At 42.9% G+C, this 17,702-nt stretch carries 14 protein-coding genes; 11 read left to right on the forward strand and 3 right to left on the reverse strand.

The window, feature by feature from the left end; all coding sequences use genetic code 11:
* The first annotated feature begins 139 nt into the window (after nt 1–139).
* The 6 genes from NFS18_RS13495 (at nt 140) to NFS18_RS13520 (ending at nt 7,290) form a co-directional block, all read left to right on the forward strand.
* Nucleotides 140–1,948 (forward strand): dipeptide ABC transporter ATP-binding protein, encoded by a 1,809-nt coding sequence (locus tag NFS18_RS13495; RefSeq protein WP_251391001.1) that lies wholly within the window; start codon nt 140–142, stop codon nt 1,946–1,948.
* A 29-nt stretch (nt 1,949–1,977) separates the two neighbouring features.
* On the forward strand, nt 1,978–3,594 hold the full coding sequence (locus NFS18_RS13500) for a peptide ABC transporter substrate-binding protein (RefSeq protein ID WP_251391003.1): 1,617 nt from the start codon (nt 1,978–1,980) through the stop codon (nt 3,592–3,594).
* Between the two features lie 21 nt (nt 3,595–3,615).
* Nucleotides 3,616–4,092 carry a precorrin-2 dehydrogenase/sirohydrochlorin ferrochelatase family protein gene (locus tag NFS18_RS13505; RefSeq protein ID WP_251391005.1) on the forward strand — a complete coding sequence of 159 codons (477 nt, stop codon included), beginning with the start codon at nt 3,616–3,618 and terminating at the stop codon, nt 4,090–4,092.
* A 54-nt stretch (nt 4,093–4,146) separates the two neighbouring features.
* A complete protein-coding gene (locus NFS18_RS13510) occupies nt 4,147–5,058 on the forward strand; it encodes a S8 family peptidase (RefSeq protein WP_251391007.1) in 912 nt (303 codons plus the stop codon).
* Nucleotides 5,059–5,173: 115 nt separating this feature from the next.
* Nucleotides 5,174–5,392, forward strand: coding sequence for a cation transporter (locus NFS18_RS13515; RefSeq protein WP_251391009.1), 219 nt, complete (start codon nt 5,174–5,176; stop codon nt 5,390–5,392).
* An 11-nt stretch (nt 5,393–5,403) separates the two neighbouring features.
* Complete coding sequence (locus tag NFS18_RS13520) at nt 5,404–7,290, forward strand: heavy metal translocating P-type ATPase (protein ID WP_251391011.1); 1,887 nt, start codon at nt 5,404–5,406, stop codon at nt 7,288–7,290.
* Nucleotides 7,291–7,352: 62 nt separating this feature from the next.
* Here the strand turns inward: NFS18_RS13520 and NFS18_RS13525 are convergent, their stop codons facing one another.
* Nucleotides 7,353–7,715 carry an ArsR/SmtB family transcription factor gene (locus tag NFS18_RS13525; RefSeq protein WP_251391013.1) on the reverse strand — a complete coding sequence of 121 codons (363 nt, stop codon included), beginning with the start codon at nt 7,713–7,715 and terminating at the stop codon, nt 7,353–7,355.
* A 174-nt stretch (nt 7,716–7,889) separates the two neighbouring features.
* On the opposite strand from NFS18_RS13525, the gene NFS18_RS13530 reads away from it, so the two are divergent.
* Together NFS18_RS13530 and NFS18_RS13535 are read left to right on the forward strand one after the other, a co-directional pair.
* Nucleotides 7,890–9,806, forward strand: a complete 1,917-nt coding sequence (locus NFS18_RS13530; protein WP_251391015.1) for a BMP family ABC transporter substrate-binding protein — start codon at nt 7,890–7,892, stop codon at nt 9,804–9,806.
* A 3-nt stretch (nt 9,807–9,809) separates the two neighbouring features.
* Nucleotides 9,810–10,421, forward strand: a complete 612-nt coding sequence (locus tag NFS18_RS13535; protein ID WP_251391017.1) for a metallophosphoesterase family protein — start codon at nt 9,810–9,812, stop codon at nt 10,419–10,421.
* 78 nt (nt 10,422–10,499) lie between these two features.
* Here NFS18_RS13535 and NFS18_RS13540 read toward each other — a convergent pair whose 3' ends face one another.
* Nucleotides 10,500–11,096 (reverse strand): manganese efflux pump, encoded by a 597-nt coding sequence (locus NFS18_RS13540; RefSeq protein ID WP_251391019.1) that lies wholly within the window; start codon nt 11,094–11,096, stop codon nt 10,500–10,502.
* 75 nt (nt 11,097–11,171) lie between these two features.
* Between NFS18_RS13540 and NFS18_RS13545 the strand changes: the two genes are divergently transcribed.
* Nucleotides 11,172–11,741 (forward strand): phosphatase PAP2 family protein, encoded by a 570-nt coding sequence (locus NFS18_RS13545; protein ID WP_251391085.1) that lies wholly within the window; start codon nt 11,172–11,174, stop codon nt 11,739–11,741.
* 51 nt (nt 11,742–11,792) lie between these two features.
* On the opposite strand, the gene NFS18_RS13550 is transcribed toward NFS18_RS13545, so the two are convergent.
* The gene (locus NFS18_RS13550; RefSeq protein ID WP_251391021.1) at nt 11,793–13,274 is read right to left on the reverse strand and encodes a DUF1846 domain-containing protein; all 1,482 of its coding nucleotides are present in this window, start codon (nt 13,272–13,274) and stop codon (nt 11,793–11,795) included.
* A gap of 231 nt (nt 13,275–13,505) precedes the next feature.
* Here NFS18_RS13550 and ftsH point away from each other — a divergent pair, with 231 nt between their 5' ends.
* The gene (ftsH, locus tag NFS18_RS13555) at nt 13,506–15,575 is read left to right on the forward strand and encodes an ATP-dependent zinc metalloprotease FtsH (protein WP_251391023.1); all 2,070 of its coding nucleotides are present in this window, start codon (nt 13,506–13,508) and stop codon (nt 15,573–15,575) included.
* Nucleotides 15,576–15,820: 245 nt separating this feature from the next.
* Nucleotides 15,821–17,692: an excinuclease ABC subunit UvrC gene (gene uvrC / locus NFS18_RS13560; protein ID WP_251391025.1), complete on the forward strand. Its 1,872-nt coding sequence runs from the start codon at nt 15,821–15,823 to the stop codon at nt 17,690–17,692.
* Nucleotides 17,693–17,702: the final 10 nt, after the last annotated feature.

Consider the following 17,702-nt stretch of genomic DNA (forward strand, 5'->3'; position numbering starts at 1 on the left):
AGCATGCGACAAAAACGTCCAGTGGACGTTTTTTAGCGGTTTCACCGCCTATACGCTGCTATGCAGCGCAAATTCTCCCTTATGGCTGAACTGTTACAGAAAATGCAATGGAATCTGGAAAAGAAGGAGGAGCATTTGAATGTCACTGTTAGAGGTAAACAGGCTTTGTATATGGTATGAAGAAGAACAGAAAAACCAGGTAGTCTGTGACTTATCCTTTTGGATTGAAAAAGGAGAAATGGTGGGACTATCAGGGGCGTCAGGCAGTGGAAAAAGCAGTGTCATACGCAGTATTTTAGGGCTCCTGCCTCAAAATGCCGGATATTCTTGTGAAAAACTCTTCTTTGACGGGGAAGACTATACGCCGCCCCAAAAAAGTCCGGCAGAAGAGCAGTATGTATGGCACATGTATGAAAAAAAATTAGGGGAACTTCGGGGAAAAAAGATCGCAATGGTGTTTCAGGATCCGTCCGCTTACCTCAACCCACTTGTTAAGATTGGAAACCAGTTGACAGAAACGATCCTCTGCCATCAAAAATGTTCAAAAAAAGAGGCAAAAGAGAGAGCAGAAGAACTACTGTCCATGGTCGGAATCGAGTCGCCGGCTCTGCGGATGAATCAGTATCCGTTTGAATTTTCAGGCGGAATGCGGCAGAGAGTTGTGATCGCGATTGCGTTAGCCTGCGAACCGGATCTAGTGATTGCAGATGAACCGACTACTGCTTTGGATGTAACGGTACAGAGACAGATTTTAGATTTGCTGAAAATCATTTCTCAAAGAACAAAAACAGCCATTCTTCTGGTCAGTCATGATCTGGGAGTCATTGCATCTGCGTGCAGCAGAGTGCTGGTCATGCAGGAGGGAACGATTGTAGAGGAAGGCGATGTACATAAGATCTTTTATCAGCCAGAGCACCCTTATACACGCCGGCTGGTGGAAAAAGCCAGAGAGGTGATGTCAGTGGCAGAGAAAAAACAAGAAACAGACTTGCTTTTGCAGGTTGAAAATGTAGAATGTATGTTTTGGGAAAGAGCCTCGTGGAAACAGGCTGTACAGAGAGAAGTTTTAAAACAGATTACATTTTCCGTGCATCAAGGAGAAACGTTTGGGCTTGTGGGAGAAAGCGGCTGTGGAAAAACCACACTTGCAAAGCTTCTTACCGGGATGCTTTCTCCGTCTGCCGGGAAGATTTGGCATGAGGGAAAAATCCAGATGGTGTTTCAGGATTCCTACGCTTCCTTTGACCCAAGATATACAGTTGAAAAAATATTAATGGAACCATTTTACGGAGAAAAAAGGACACAAGAAACAAAAGGAGAAGGGCAAGTAGAAGAAATGCTTCAGCTTGTGGGATTAGAGGCAAAAGATAAATGGAAGTATCCACAGGAATTTTCAGGAGGACAAAGGCAGAGAATAGCCATCGCAAGAGCGCTGGCGGCAAGACCGGAAATGCTGATTTTAGACGAACCGGCGTCTGCTTTAGATATTTTTGCACAGGCACAGATATTAGAACTTTTGGCTGATATTCAAAGAAAAACCGGAGTAAGTTATCTTTTTATTTCCCATGATCTGAATGTAGTAAAACATATCAGCCAGAAGATTGCAGTTATGTATCTGGGGAATTTTATGGAACTGGGAGATACTGCTTCTGTATATAAGGATCCATGGCATCCTTATACAAAGCAGCTGCTTTCTGCTGTGTTGTTACCGGATCCAAAACGGATGCGGCGAAAAAAAAGATTTCTTTTAAAAGGGGATGCAGGTATCAGTCAAGACAAGATAAAAGGATGTCCCTATGTGGGACAATGCGGATATGCTATGATGCGCTGCCGGAAAGAAATGCCAAAATTGTATCAGTTTGGGAACAGACAGGTGCGTTGCTTTCTTTATTCGGAAGAACATACTGGGCGCCGGAGAAGCAAAGCAGTAATGACATCACAAATTTAAAGGCAGTTTCATGTATCAGGGAGGTTGTTATGAAACGAACGTACAGTGTGTTATGGATTCTGGTTCTGGCAATCTGCCTTTGTGCTGCGGGCTGCGGCGCAAAGGTGGAAATGCAGAAGAAAGAAGAGCAGATTGTTATCGGTATTGGAAGTGAAACAGGAGGTTTGGATCCGGCGGGCAATATTGCGCTGACATATCTGACCTATTCGGCCACTGCACTGGATGAACTTTTAACATACGATGAATCTGGAGAAATCGAATACCGTGCAGCAGTTTCTTATGTCGTAAACGACAATTTTACAGAATGGATCTTTCAATTGAGAGAAAATGCATACTGGTCAGATGGTTCCAGTGTGACCGCACATGATTTTGTAAACACGATCCGGCGTGCCCTGGATCCCAGAAGCGCAAGCGGTTATGCAAATTATTTATTTCCGATTCAAAATGCAGAACAAATTTATAACGGGGAAAAAAATATGGAAACGCTGGGGGTCAAGGTGATCAATGATTTCACACTGCAGTTTTTGTTAGAAGAGCCCTGTGTCTATTTTCTGCAGCTTTTGCGTCTTCCGGTATACACACCTTCCCATGCGGGATATGCAAAGGAGACCGGCAGCGGGTGGGATAAAAATCCGAAAACAAGTTGTTCTAATGGACCGTATTATTTGGCGGAATATGTTCCAGAACAATATTTTACATTAAAGAAAAATCATTCTTACTGGAACCAGGAACAGATAAAAACAGAAATACTGGTGTTTCGTTTCTTTTCTGATCAGCAGTCACTACAAAGTGCATACGAGACAGGAGAGGTTGAGATTGCCGTGGGACTTCCTTCGGCTGCTGCGGAGCTGTATGAGGGGAAAAGGGATTTGTATCTGACCAATTCGATTGCTACCAGATATATTTATCCTAATCTTTCTGTAGAACCACTGAATGATGTGAGAGTGCGTAAAGCAATCAATCTAGCTATTGACAGAGAGGAGCTTTGTAAAATGGTTGGGAAGGAAGCAGAACCGACCGTTAATTTTATTGCAAAATATATGAAAAACAGCAGTACCGGTCAATATTATTCAGAAGAGACAGAAACTCCTTTTGAAGAAAATGTAGAGGAGGCAAACAGACTTCTTTCAGAAGCAGGTTATCCAAACGGAGAAGGATTCCCACAGTTGATATATAAGTATCCATCCATAGAATTGGATATAGATACGGCGCAAGTTATTCAGGAACAACTAAAGCAGAATCTTAATATTTCCATTCAGCTTCAGTCACAAGAGCTGCAGACCAATTATTCCGACCGCCGTGCAGGCGCATATGATCTTTGCAGAATGAACTGGACTGCGGATTTTGCCGATCCATACACATACTTATCAATGCTGTTGTCGAATGGAACGTATAATTGCAGCGGCATTCAGGATCCGGTGTATGATGAGCTTGTGAGAGCATCTGACCAAGAGCTGGATCCGGAAAAAAGAACCGCATTGATTCATGAGGCAGAGCAATGGGCGGTAGGGGAACAGTTTTATATTATTCCGCTCTTCTCTGTAAAGGTATGTAATCTTGTAAATCCAAAGATCACACAGCTTCAGACAGTAGCTGCGACAGGAGCGTTTGAATACCGTTATATAGAAAGGAAGAGCGAACCATAATGTTTTGGGAGGCATAAGTTTATGGAAAGCAAAAAGTTTTTTCCGATGTTCTTTGATATTTCACAAAAAAATATTCTTGTGGTGGGCGGAGGGAAAATCGCAGCAAGAAGAATCCGCACGCTGCTGCAGTTTGCAGAACGTTTGACGGTGCTTGCACCGCAATTTTGCGAAGAACTTCTGACTATTCAAAAAGAAACACAATCCCAGAGACTGATTTTGATACAAAGTCCATTCACATCAGAAACAGAGAATCTGTTGGAAAATATGGATATTGTACTGGCAGCTACAAACTGCCCGGAGGTTAATCAAAGAGTCGTGTCCATCTGCCGTGAAAAACAAATTCTTGTAAATACGGCGGATGATAAACATGCCTGTGATTTTTATTTTCCGTCAGTTATAGAATATGGCAACGTTGTTATGGGAATCAATTCAGGCGGAAAAGATCCGGGGAAGGTGAAAGAGGTGCGAGGTCTAATAGAAGAAATTTTGCAGAAGTAGAAATTATTCCCAAAATCCACATCCGTGAATATTCTGGTAAAAAAGGAGTTTCTTATGAAACTGGCGAAAAGCACGGTAGAATATTGGTGTGACGATATTGTCAAAAGGCGATGTCTGGGACAGGGGATTACCGCTGCGGTATTAGATACAGGCATTATATTACATCCTGATTTTGACAGAAGGATCGTAGAATTTAAAGATTTTGTTAATCATAAAAAAGAAATTTACGATGACAGTGGACATGGAACTCATGTGGCGGGAATCTTAGGCGGAAGTGGACTGATATCTGGCGGCACATATGCAGGAATGGCGCCGAAAGTTAAATTTGTCATAGCAAAAGTACTGGATAAAGATGGAAACGGGAGCATAACCGCAGTACTAAATGGGATTGAATGGATATTGGAGCTGACGCAGAAGCAGAAGATTCATATCGTTAATATTTCTGTCGGTACACATCCGGGTTTAAATATAGAAGAGGAACAAAAATTGATTCAAGGTGTGGAATTGCTTTGGGATATGGGAATTACAGTGATAGTGTCCGCAGGAAATTACGGTCCCAAGGAAAGGACAGTAGCGGCTCCTGGCAGCAGCCGGAAGGTAATTACGGTAGGAGCGGTGGATATTCCGGCACGAAATAAAGTGGGGAAAAGACACTGGGACTATTCGGGCAGAGGACCGACGGATGACTGTATTGTGAAACCAGATTTGGTTGCTCCGGGAACATATATTACAAGCTGCAATGGTGAATATACAAACAGATGGAAAAGGCCCTATATTGAAAAAAGCGGTACTTCCATGGCGACGCCTCTTGTATCAGGAGCGGTTGCCTGCCTTTTGTCCAAATACCGGGACATGACAAATGTAGAAGTGAAGCTGCGTTTTCGGGAAAGCTGTGTACCTTATAATAAAGAAGGCAGCGGTTGGGGGCTTTTGAATATGAAATTGTTAATGGAAGGAAAATTTTAAAAAATATATTGACTTTTTCTTCTGTCTAACATATATTATAGGTATAATGATTAAATAAATGCTTAATCGTTAAAAACACAAACAATATTAAAATCTAAAGAGAAGGAGCATTACAATGAAAAAGACTTATAATATCGAAGTAGACTGTGCAAATTGTGCAAACCTGATGGAAGATGCAACAAAGAAGACTGCGGGAGTTGCAGATGCGGTCGTGAACTTTATGACACAGAAGATGATTGTTGAGTTTGAAGAAGGAGCAGAGCCGAAAGCAGTGATGAAAGATGTGCTGAAAGCATGTAAGAAGGTGGAGTCAGACTGCGAGATTGAATTTTAAGGGAGACATGTATGAATAAAAAACAGAAGAAAATGCTGACACGCATTATTATAACGACTGCTATGGTCGTGACTTTGCAATTTATTTCTGTAACCGGAATTCTACAGATGCTTCTGTATCTGATTTCTTATTTTATTATCGGATACGATATATTGAAAAAGGCGGGGAAAGGAATTATGAACCGCCGGGTATTTGATGAAAATTTTTTAATGGCGATTGCTACGGTCGGGGCATTTGTGCTGGCAATTTATTCAAGAAGCGGAGATTATAACGAAGCAATTGCAGTCATGCTGTTTTACCAGATCGGAGAGTTATTTCAAAGCTATGCAGTTGGAAAGAGCCGTAAGAATATCAGTGCACTGATGGATATCCGTCCTGATTATGCTAATGTAGAAAGGGACGGAAAGCTTGAAAAGGCTGACCCGGATGAAGTTTCGATCGGAAGTGTGGTTGTTGTACAGCCGGGGGAAAAGGTTCCTCTTGATGGGATTGTGCTGGAAGGAAATTCAAGTCTGAATACAAGTGCACTTACAGGAGAAAGCCTGCCGCGTGATGTAAAGCAGGGAGAGAAAATCATCAGCGGATGTATCAATATGACAGGTGTATTGAAAATCCGTACGACAAAAGAATTCGGTGAATCTACAGTTTCTAAGATTTTGGAACTTGTTGAGAATTCCAGTTCCAGAAAGTCTAAATCTGAGAACTTTATTTCTAAATTTGCGAAGGTATATACACCGGCAGTTTGTTATGGTGCGCTGGCACTGGCTGTTTTACCGCCTCTGGTACAAATGCTGTTCCTGGGGCAGAGTGCACAGTGGGGCGCATGGATTTACCGGGCTCTGACGTTTCTTGTGATCAGTTGCCCCTGTGCGTTGGTTATCAGTATTCCGCTCAGTTTTTTTGCAGGGATCGGCGGGGCAGGCAAAGAAGGTGTTTTGATCAAAGGTTCTAACTATATGGAAACTTTGTCACAAGCAAAATATGTTGTATTTGATAAGACAGGAACATTGACACAAGGTGTGTTTGAAGTAACGGCAATTCATCATAACGAGATGGAAGAGAAACATCTGCTGGAATATGCGGCATTGGCAGAATGTGCGTCCTCACATCCGATTAGTAAGAGCATACAGAAAGCATATGGAAAAGAGATTGACAGAAGCCGTGTGACAGATATTCAGGAAATCAGCGGTCATGGAATTGTGGCAAATGTGGATGGAAGAGAAGTTGCAGCTGGCAATAGCAGGCTGATGCAGAAATTCGGTGTGGAACATAAAGACTGCCATGATGCAGGAACAATTATCCATGTGGCAATTGATGGAAATTATGAAGGGCATATTGTGATTTCTGATGTTGTGAAAGCTCATTCCAAAGCAGCTATTGCTGCCTTGAAACACGCAGGTATCAAAAAAACAGTTATGTTGACCGGAGATACGAAGCGTGTGGCAGATAAGGTTGCGGCAGAACTGGGTGTGGACGAAGTATACAGCGAACTGCTTCCGGGAGATAAGGTGGCGAAAGTAGAAGAACTTCTTGCCAAAAAGTTGGAAAAAGAGAAGCTGGCATTTGTGGGAGACGGAATTAATGATGCACCAGTATTGACTCGTGCAGATATTGGAATTGCCATGGGTGCTATGGGTTCTGATGCAGCTATTGAGGCAGCAGATGTGGTTTTGATGGATGATGATCCAATGAAGATAGTCAAAGCAATCAAGGTTTCCTCGAAATGTCTGCGGATCGTATACCAGAATATAGTATTTGCACTGGTCATCAAGTTTGCCTGTCTGGCATTGGGAGCAGTTGGAATTGCAAATATGTGGACGGCGATTTTTGCTGATGTAGGTGTTATGGTCATCGCAGTTCTGAACGCAATCCGTGCCTTGAGAGTACACAATCTGTAAATAACAAAGAGCGTTTCACTGATGATAAATTACAACTGGCGGTTACATTAAGAGTATATAGGTTATAAATTTAGGCATGAGATCTCCATCATTTCTTCAATCATATGGTGCAGTGTCTGTGCCTTTTTTGATGTACTGGCTTTATAATATGTTTCTTTTCCATCTCGGCGAGATTCTAAGAGTCCACTTGTCCGCAATAACCGCAAATGGTGTGCTACAGCGGGGCTGCTCATATCCATCATGGCAGCAATATTGATCACGCATTCTTCACAGTGACAGAGTATCCAGAAAATACGAATCCGGGTTGGATCGCTCAACTGTTTGAAAAGATCAGCAGTAATCTGAAAATGATCAGTTTCAGGTATATGTTCCAATATTTGGGGCATGGATTGTCCGTGCTGATGCGGCAATGTACGTTGTTCCATATGAATTATCCTTCTTTCTCGAAGCAATTGCTAATTTATCATTACTCTAAATTTACCATTATTCTAATATGAAGTGCATTAAAAGTCAACAAAACTGCCAATTTACAGTATGAAAGGAGTCATGATATACTAAGAAAAAACAATTAGGTGAGCACTCATAAGGAGGAATTTTATATGTCAATAGATGACTATTCAAAAGCACAGCGGCTGGGAAAGAAGGAGTACCAGTCCCGTATGCTGCGTGGACTGCAGCCGACACTGGAAGTGCTGGATGATATATTGCCGCCGAAGGGAAGCTATTCGGAGGTTTCGCTGGGATTGGTACAGATTCCGATGGAACAGCTGGCAGGAACCAAGACAGGAGGTCGCAGCAGTGCATTTGCAAGTAATTTTATGCCGATTCTGAAAGAAAATACAGAGTTTGCATTAAAATGGTCGATGCTGAGTACAAGTCATGAGGAAGAAGGTATCCGGGAACCGATTAAGGCTTACGAATATATGAATAAATTCTATGTTCTGGAAGGAAACAAACGAGCCAGTGTTATGAAATATTACGGCGCAGTTTCTATTCCGGGCGAAGTAATCCGGATTGTTCCAAAGCGGACAAAGGAAAAAGAAAATGAACTTTATTACGAATTTATGGACTTTTATGAACTTTCTAAGGTGAATTATATCTGGTTTACCAAGCTGGGAAGTTTTGCAAAGCTTCAGACTGCGATCGGAAAGAAGCCTGAAGAAGTGTGGACGCGGGATGATCAGTTGACATTCAGTTCTTCATACTCCCGTTTTGCGGCAGAATTCAATCAAAGAGGGGGTCAGAAGCTTACTATCACAGCGGGAGACGCGTTTCTTGCATTTATTGTCCTGTATGGTTATGATGTCGTAAATCAGAAAACCAGCAATGAGTTGAAAGCGCTTGTTGCTAAGACGTGGGAGGAATTCAGTCTTTTAGAGGAAGAAGATGAGATTGATCTGAAAATGGCTCCTAATGTGGAAAAGAAGTCTGTTTTGAGCCGGTTGATCCCGACCAGCACACCGAAACTTAAGATTGGATTTATCTATGCAAAAACACCGTCTTCTTCAGCATGGACATATTCCCATGAGCTGGGAAGACTGTATCTGGAGGAAACTTTCCCGGAGGAAGTCAATACAGTGGTCTATGAAAACGCAACATTAGAGAATATTGACCTGTATCTGGAAACCGCAGTAAAAGCGGGGTGTAATATTGTCTTGACAACTTCACCAACATTTGCAAAAGCAAGTGTGAAAGCGGCAATTGCTAATCCAGAGGTCCGCATACTGAATTGCTCACTGAATACGTCGCATCGTTATATCCGTACCTATTATGCGCGGATGCACGAGGCAAAATTCTTGATGGGAGCGATTGCGGGAGCAATGGCAGAAAATGATAGATTGCTTTATATGGAGGATTATCCGATTTATGGCTCCATTGCAAATATTAATGCATTTGCCATTGGAGCAAAAATGATTAATCCGCGGGCAAAGGTATATCTGGAGTGGATGTCCATGAAGGATATCGATGTGTCGGAACGTATCCGGGATATTCATCCCTCTTGTATATCTGGAAAGGATATGGTGACTCCGGAGGAAGCAACGCGATTTTTTGGGATTTATCGTATGGACGGAGAATATCCTGTGAACCTTGCAATGCCAATTTGGCAATGGGGCAAGTTTTATGAACAGTTGATCCGTACCATCATGGATGGTACATGGAAATATGACGATAATGCAACAGTCAAGAAGGCAATCAACTACTGGTGGGGGATGTCTGCAGGTGTTATTGATGTAATCTGCTCCAAAAAGATACCAGATGAGACAAAGAGACTGATTAAGTTATTGAAATATACGATTACATCCGGACAGTTCAGTCCGTTTTCAGGAAAAATATATTCACAGGAAGGAATTGTACAGAAAGATTCCCACAGTCAGCTTACACCAGAAGAAATTGTGAAAATGGACTGGCTGGCAGACAATGTTATCGGGGCAATCCCACGCACTTCTGAACTTCGGGAGCAGGCACAGGCTGTCACTTTACAGCAGGGTGTGAAAAAGGAGAAAGGGCAGATTTAACGGATGAGAATACTTGCAATTGGAGATGAAGAATCGCCCTATTTGTGGGATTTTTTTGAGAAAAGTAAATTAGAAGATGTTGATCTGATCATTTCATGCGGAGATTTAAATCCCAATTACCTGTCTTTTCTTGTGACGATGTACGCAATCCCTGTGCTGTATGTGCACGGGAATCATGACGGAAAATATGAACATACTCCGCCGGAGGGATGTACTTGTATTGAAGATGAGATTTATATGCATAATGGAATCCGGATTTTGGGGCTGGGCGGATCTATGCGCTATACCGGCGGGGCACATCAATATACAGAGAAGGATATGAGGAAACGGGTGAGAAAGCTCTGGTTTCAGCTTTGGCGGCGCAGGGGATTTGACATTCTGGTGACCCATGCGCCGGGATATCAGCTCAATGACGGGCGTGATCTTCCGCACCAGGGATTTCAGACATTTCTTGATCTGATAGAAAAATACCGTCCAAAGTTCTTTCTTCATGGACATGTGCATATGTCCTACGGGCGGAATCATAAACGGTACGACAAATATCAGGACACCCATGTGATAAATGCTTTTGAGCGGTGTGTGTTTGAATATGAGGATGGACATATCATTCGTTAAAACGGGATATGTTTGGAGTTATGCTGTTATATATGTGATAAAATAGTTTGACGGATGTTTTTAAACCCGGGAGTAAATTTAACAGAAAAAGCCCAGCAGTATGAGAAACATACCACAGCATAAATCTGCGTATCGTTCAGACTTCTGAAAAGAAATACAGCGTCCTGCGTGATTTCCTATGAGCAGAAAAAATATGCATGCTGTAAAAGAAATCAGAGCTGAGGGAATCAAATGAAGTCCGCTGATACTGGCACCAAGACCGATTCCTAAGTTATTGACAGAAAGAGAGAATCCAAAGATACAGGCGCTTTTCCATGATAGTGTCCGGCAGGAGAATGGTGGATCTGTTTCTGAAGAGAGGCAGCAGGAGACCGCTGCTTCATCATACTGAGGGATGGGATGAAAAATATTCATAAAAGTAAATTTTGCGGCATAATATAAACCAAATATAATTAAAATAAATTTTCCGGTGTATTCCGCATAGGGAAGGGGAAACAGACACAGAAGTTCTCCGCCGGCAGCAAGAGCTGCGACAGTACCGCAGAGTGTGATCAGACTGATGAGAAGAATCTGTGGAATGGAGATTTTGGATTTTCGTATTCCGCAGGAAATGCCGATGATAAAGCTGTCAATGTTTGCAGACAGAGCAAACAAGAGTGCAGACAAAAGATACATAAGATCCTCCTGAATATCAATTGAGAAGTTCTCTTTTTAATCAATATATTCAAGAGGAAGTTCGAGGTGAAGAATATGGCGTTTTTAATGAATCTGGCAATGCTGGATGCAAATATATTATTGTGGCTTCAGGAATACTTCCGCCAGGAGTGGATGATGCCGCTCTGGACGTTTATTACGTCGCTGGGAGACGGGGGCTGGCTCTGGATTGTGATTTCTGTCATTCTCCTGATTCCGAAGCGGACAAGACATGTGGGAATTACAGCGCTTCTGGCACTTGGAATCGGAGCACTGATCACGAATGTAGCATTAAAAAATATTGTGGCAAGGATACGGCCTTATGAGGTGATAAATGGTCTGATTCTTCTGGTGGAGAAGCAGTCAGATTTTTCCTTCCCATCGGGGCATTCCTGTGCATCTTTTGCTGCGGCGATGGTGTATTACAAAATGCTTCCGAAAAAATATGGAGTTTCTGCGGTTGTGCTGGCATCACTGATTGCATTTTCAAGGTTGTATGTGGGTGTCCACTATCCAAGTGACGTGATCGCAGGAATTTTAGTGGGAATATTTTCAGCGTGGTTTGCCTGCAAATTGGTTAAGAAATTGGAAGATAAAAAGAAAAACAAGAGTGACAGTTTAGCATAGGACTTTGCATTTACTGCAAAGTCCGTTTTTTATCATATGCTCTTTTTGTGTCTAACGGTGATATACATCCCCGTCTTCATAAACCGGCTCACAAGTAAGCTGCACACCTAATTTTTGAAATGTCTTGATATCTACATCAGATAACATAACCGAAGTATGTGCCTGACAGCCGTTTAATTTATCAAGCTGTCTGAGGGCACGTCTTGCATCCGGGTTGGCGGCAGCGCTTGTAGAGAGCGCGATCAGAACCTCATCTGTATGGAGACGTGGATTCTTGCTCTTTAAGTATTCAACTTTTAGTTTCTGAATTGGTTCAATGGATTCCGGGGAAATGATATGAAGTTCATGTCCCAGTCCGGCAAATTCTTTTAATACATTTAACAGAAGGGCAGCAGATGCTCCAAGCAGACTGCCGGTTTTTCCGGTAATCAGTTTGCCGTCAGGAAGTTCCAATGCAGCAGCGGGTAAATTAGTTTCCTGTGCCCGTTCCAATGCAGCAGCAACAACCTTACGGTCCGAAATGGTAACTCCTGCCTGATTCATCAAAAGTTCAATCGTCTGGGCTTGTTCTTCCTTACATGTTCCTTTCAGAATGTCATTGAGTACTGCATAATAGCGCCGGATAATTTCCTGACGGGAAGCTTCTTTGCAGATTTCATCATCACAGATACAGTTGCCTGTCATATTGACACCCATGTCAGTTGGGGATTTGTAGGGACTCTTTCCGTAAATTTTTTCAAAAATCGTATTTAATACCGGGAAAATCTCCACATCACGGTTGTAATTGACAGTAGTTTCCCCGTAAGCTTCCAGATGAAATGGGTCGATCATGTTAATATCGTTCAAATCTGCTGTTGCAGCTTCATAAGCCAGATTGACCGGATGCTTGAGCGGAAGATTCCAGATGGGAAATGTTTCAAACTTTGCATATCCTGCATGGATTCCCCGTTTGTGTTCATGATATAACTGAGAAAGGCAGGTTGCCATCTTACCGCTTCCCGGTCCTGGTGCTGTTACAATAACGAGAGGCCGGGTAGTTTCGATATATTCATTTTTGCCATATCCCTCATCACTGACGATCAAGGGAATGTTAGACGGATAACCTGCAATATTATAATGAATATATACCTTGATATGCAGCTTTTCCAGTCGATTCTTGAACAAAAGGGCGCTTTCCTGTCCTGAATATTGTGTAATGACAACACTTCCCACATACAGACCGCTGTCACGGAAGGAATCCATCAGCCGAAGTACGTCCGAATCATAAGTGATGCCCAAGTCTCCGCGGACTTTGTTTTTTTCGATATCCTTCGCACTGATGACAATGATGATCTCTGCCTGATCGCTCAGCTGCATCAACATGCGAAGCTTGCTGTCAGGGGCAAAGCCCGGAAGTACACGGGACGCATGGTAATCATCAAAAAGCTTGCCACCAAACTCCAGATAGAGTTTGTGATCAAACTTTTCAATACGCTGGCGGATATGCTCAGACTGCATCTGCAAGTATTTTTTGTTATCAAAACCAATTTTCATAATGAACGGAGCCCCCAATCGTAAATGTATTGTGTGTTTCGGCAATAAAAACTTAAAACCTGTTTGACATGTGTTAAATAAATGATGTATTACAAAATAACAGTATACTACAAAAGCTATCAAATTTACAATATTTTTGCAAAATCAGTTTACAATTTTTTCATAATCTTCTTGTTGATTTATAGGAACGGTGTACTTATAATAAAAATAGTGGATTTTAGGAGGAGCAAAATGGATAATCAAAACAATAATAAGAATCCCAAAAACAACCGGCAAGGATGGGGAATTATACTTGCAACCACCTTGCTGGCTATTTTTGTAGTTATGGGATTATCTTCACTGATGCAGGGACAGGACCCGGAAGAAATCAGTTATGATAAATTTTTGACCCTGATTGGGGAGAAGAAGGTTGAGAAAGTAGTTCTGGAGCCTTCCAAGATTTATATTACATTGACTGACGAGGCAAGAAAAGAAGAATTAGAGGCAGCAGGTAAAACCGAAGAATTGATGGCTAATGAATGGCTTAGTCAGATTGAATCAATGTCACAGTCTGGCGGGGACAAGGAAAAAACAGAACATACGCCGGATTATTATACAGGAGCTGTTGACGATTATCAGCTGGCGGATCGTTTGGACAAAGCGGGCGTGACTTTTGAACAGACTATACCGGATACCATGTCGGCGATGATTTTTGAACTGTTTATTACACTGGTTCTGCCATTGCTTTTGATGGTAATTTTATTTAACTTTGTTATGCGGAGAATGTCCAAGGGCGGCGGCATGATGGGGATTGGTAAAAGTAATGCCAAAGTTTATGTGGAGAAAGAGACCGGTGTGACCTTTCAGGATGTGGCAGGTCAGGATGAGGCAAAGGAGTCCTTGCAGGAAGTTGTTGATTTCCTGCATAACCCAGGCAAATATACAGGCATCGGAGCAAAACTTCCAAAGGGGGCGCTTCTTGTCGGACCTCCGGGAACCGGTAAGACGTTGCTTGCGAAGGCGGTAGCGGGAGAGGCGAAGGTGCCATTTTTCTCGCTGTCTGGTTCTGCATTTGTGGAAATGTATGTAGGTGTGGGAGCTTCCCGAGTGCGTGATCTGTTTAAGCAGGCACAGCAGATGGCTCCATGTATCGTCTTTATTGATGAGATTGACGCGATCGGTAAGAGCCGTGATACTGCTATGGGCGGCGGCAATGATGAGCGCGAACAGACATTGAATCAGTTGTTGGCAGAGATGGACGGATTTGATACAAATAAGGGACTTTTGCTTCTGGCGGCAACGAACCGTCCGGAAGTTCTGGATCCGGCGCTTCTGCGTCCGGGACGTTTTGACAGACGTATCATTGTAGATAAGCCTGATTTGAAAGGGCGTACTGATACACTGAAAGTACATTCAAAGGATGTGAAGATGGACGAAACTGTAGATTTGGAAGCAATTGCACTGGCAACTTCCGGAGCAGTCGGTTCCGATCTTGCGAATATGATCAATGAGGCTGCAATTAATGCTGTAAAACATGGCAGACAGGTTGTAAGCCAGAAAGACTTGTTCGAAGCAGTGGAAGTGGTATTGGTCGGTAAAGAGAAGAAAGACCGTATCATGAGCAAAGAAGAACGCAGAATCGTATCTTACCATGAGGTTGGTCATGCTCTTGTCAGCGCGCTGCAGAAGGACGCTGAACCGGTGCAGAAGATTACGATTGTGCCGAGAACGATGGGAGCTCTTGGCTATGTTATGCAGACACCGGAGGAGGAGAAGTTCCTGAATACGAAGAAAGAGCTGGAGGCAATGCTGGTGGGTGCACTGGCAGGACGTGCAGCAGAAGAGCTTGTTTTCGACACGGTTACAACAGGGGCATCCAACGATATTGAAAAGGCAACAAAGATTGCCCGTGCAATGATCACTCAGTATGGTATGTCTGAGAAGTTTGGTCTGATCGGTCTGGAGTCTGTACAGCACCGTTATCTGGACGGTCGTCCGGTGATGAACTGCGGTGACGCTACAGCGGCAGAGATTGATTCTGAAGTCATGATAATGCTGAAAAATGCTTATGTAGAAGCAAAGCATCTTCTTTCAGAGAACAGAGAGGCATTGGACAAGATAGCGGACTTCCTGATTGAAAAAGAAACCATTACAGGTAAAGAATTCATGAAGATTTTCCGTGAAGTCAAAGGACTTCCGGATCCGGAAGAAGCTGATGATCAGCCGGAGGAAAAAGAAGGGCGTATCACAATGAAGGAGACAGGGGCGGTTGAAGAGGCGATACCTGCGGCAGAAGAATCTGCAGAAGAGCCAAAACAGTAGAAAAGTAAATGTAACAGTTCAGCCCAGGACTTTGCACTGGCTGCAAAGTCCGTGAAATAACGTATAGGTAGAGATGCATCAAGCCACCACGAAATGGTTTTGCATGGCTTGATGCCTGTAACAGGAAGCCGAAGGCTGAACTGTTACAAGTAAAAGAAAAAACGGACAGAATGTTATTGCATCTCTGCCCGTTTTTTTGTAGGATATAAAGGAAAATAATTTTGTATAAATCCGGAGTAAAACAGATGGAAAATAACAATTTTAATATACAAGAAGAACTGAAAAAACTCCCCGGCAAACCCGGTGTTTATATTATGCATGATGAAACTGACGCCATTATCTATGTGGGTAAAGCTATCAGCCTGAAAAACCGTGTCCGTCAGTATTTCCAGAGCAGCCGCAACAAGGGAATTAAGATAGAGCAGATGGTGACACATATTCGCAGATTTGAGTATATTGTGACCGACTCTGAGTTGGAAGCTCTTGTACTGGAGTGCAATTTGATCAAAGAACATCATCCGAAATACAATACGATGTTGATGGATGACAAGACATATCCCTTTATTAAAGTATCCACGGGAGAAGCTTTTCCAAGAATTATGCTGGCCCGGAAGATTCAAAAGGACAAGGCAAAATATTTTGGACCATATACAAGTGCAGGGGCAGTCAGAGATACCATTGAACTTCTTCATAAATTGTATCATATCCGCAGCTGCAGTCGGAATCTGCCTCGGGATACAGGGAAAGAACGTCCTTGTCTGAACTATCATATCAGGCAGTGTGACGCACCCTGTCAGGGATATATTTCCAAAGAGGATTATGGCAAAGCGGTAACAGAAGTCGTACGCTTTTTAAATGGCAATTTTGACAGTATCCAGAAAGAATTGGAAGAGAAGATGCAGGCGGCGTCAGAAGCGTTAGAATTTGAAAGGGCAATTGAATACAGAGAATTGCTAAATAGTGTGAATAAGATTTCTCAGAAACAGAAGATTACCGACAGCCGGGGAGCAGACAGGGATATTCTGGCTTTGGCAACAGCAGAAGAAGATGCAGTCGTACAGGTGTTTTTTATCCGGGGCGGACGGCTCATTGGAAGAGACCACTTTTATTTGCGGATTGTAAAAGGAGAAGCTGCCGGAAATATTCTGGACAGCTTTATTAAACAGTATTATGCCGGAACTCCGTTTATTCCGGGAGAATTAGTAGTGCAGGAGGAATTAGAAGACATAGAGCTTATTGAAGAATGGCTGTCCGCTAAAAGAGGCGGTAAGGTCAGTGTCCGTGTGCCGAAGAAAGGGACTAAGGAGAAGCTGGTGGAGCTGGCGGCGAATAATGCACAGCTTGTTCTGACAAAGGATAAAGAACGTCTCAAACGGGAGGAAGGACGTACTATAGGGGCAGTGAAAGAGATTGAAAAGCTGCTTGGACTGCAAAATATTTGCCGGATGGAAGCTTATGATATATCCAATACGAACGGGTTTGAATCCGTAGGTTCTATGGTGGTCTATGACCGCGGCAGACCAAAACGCAACGACTATCGCAAGTTTAAAATTAAAGGTATTCAGGGGGCGGATGATTATGGAAGTATGAGGGAAGTCCTTACAAGGCGTTTTACCCACGGATTAAGAGAGCGGGAAGAGAGTAAAGAGCTGGGGGGATTTACGGCATTTCCAGATTTGATATTGATGGACGGAGGAAAAGGACAGGTCAATGTAGCTCTGGAAGTGCTGGGATCATTGCATTTGAATATACCAGTCTGCGGTATGGTAAAGGATGACCGCCATCGGACAAGAGGTTTATACTATCAAAATGAAGAGATTGCTATTGATCGTTCTTCAGAGGCATTCCGGCTTGTAACAAGAATACAGGATGAGGCACATCGGTTTGCGATTGAGTATCATAAACAGCTCCGCAGCAAGGGACAGGTTCATTCTATATTGGATGATATTGAGGGGATCGGTCCGGCGAGACGAAAGGCTCTGATGCGTAATTTCACCTCATTAGATGAGATAAAAGGGGCAACAGTGGAAGAATTGGCGGCAATTCCGGCAATGAATGAAAAATCAGCGGAATCCGTGTACAAATTTTTCCACTCGTGCTATACTGAAAATAATTGAAAAAAGAGAG

Source organism: Mediterraneibacter agrestimuris (assembly GCF_943193195.1).
In the GTDB taxonomy this organism is placed as follows: domain Bacteria; phylum Bacillota; class Clostridia; order Lachnospirales; family Lachnospiraceae; genus Schaedlerella; species Schaedlerella agrestimuris.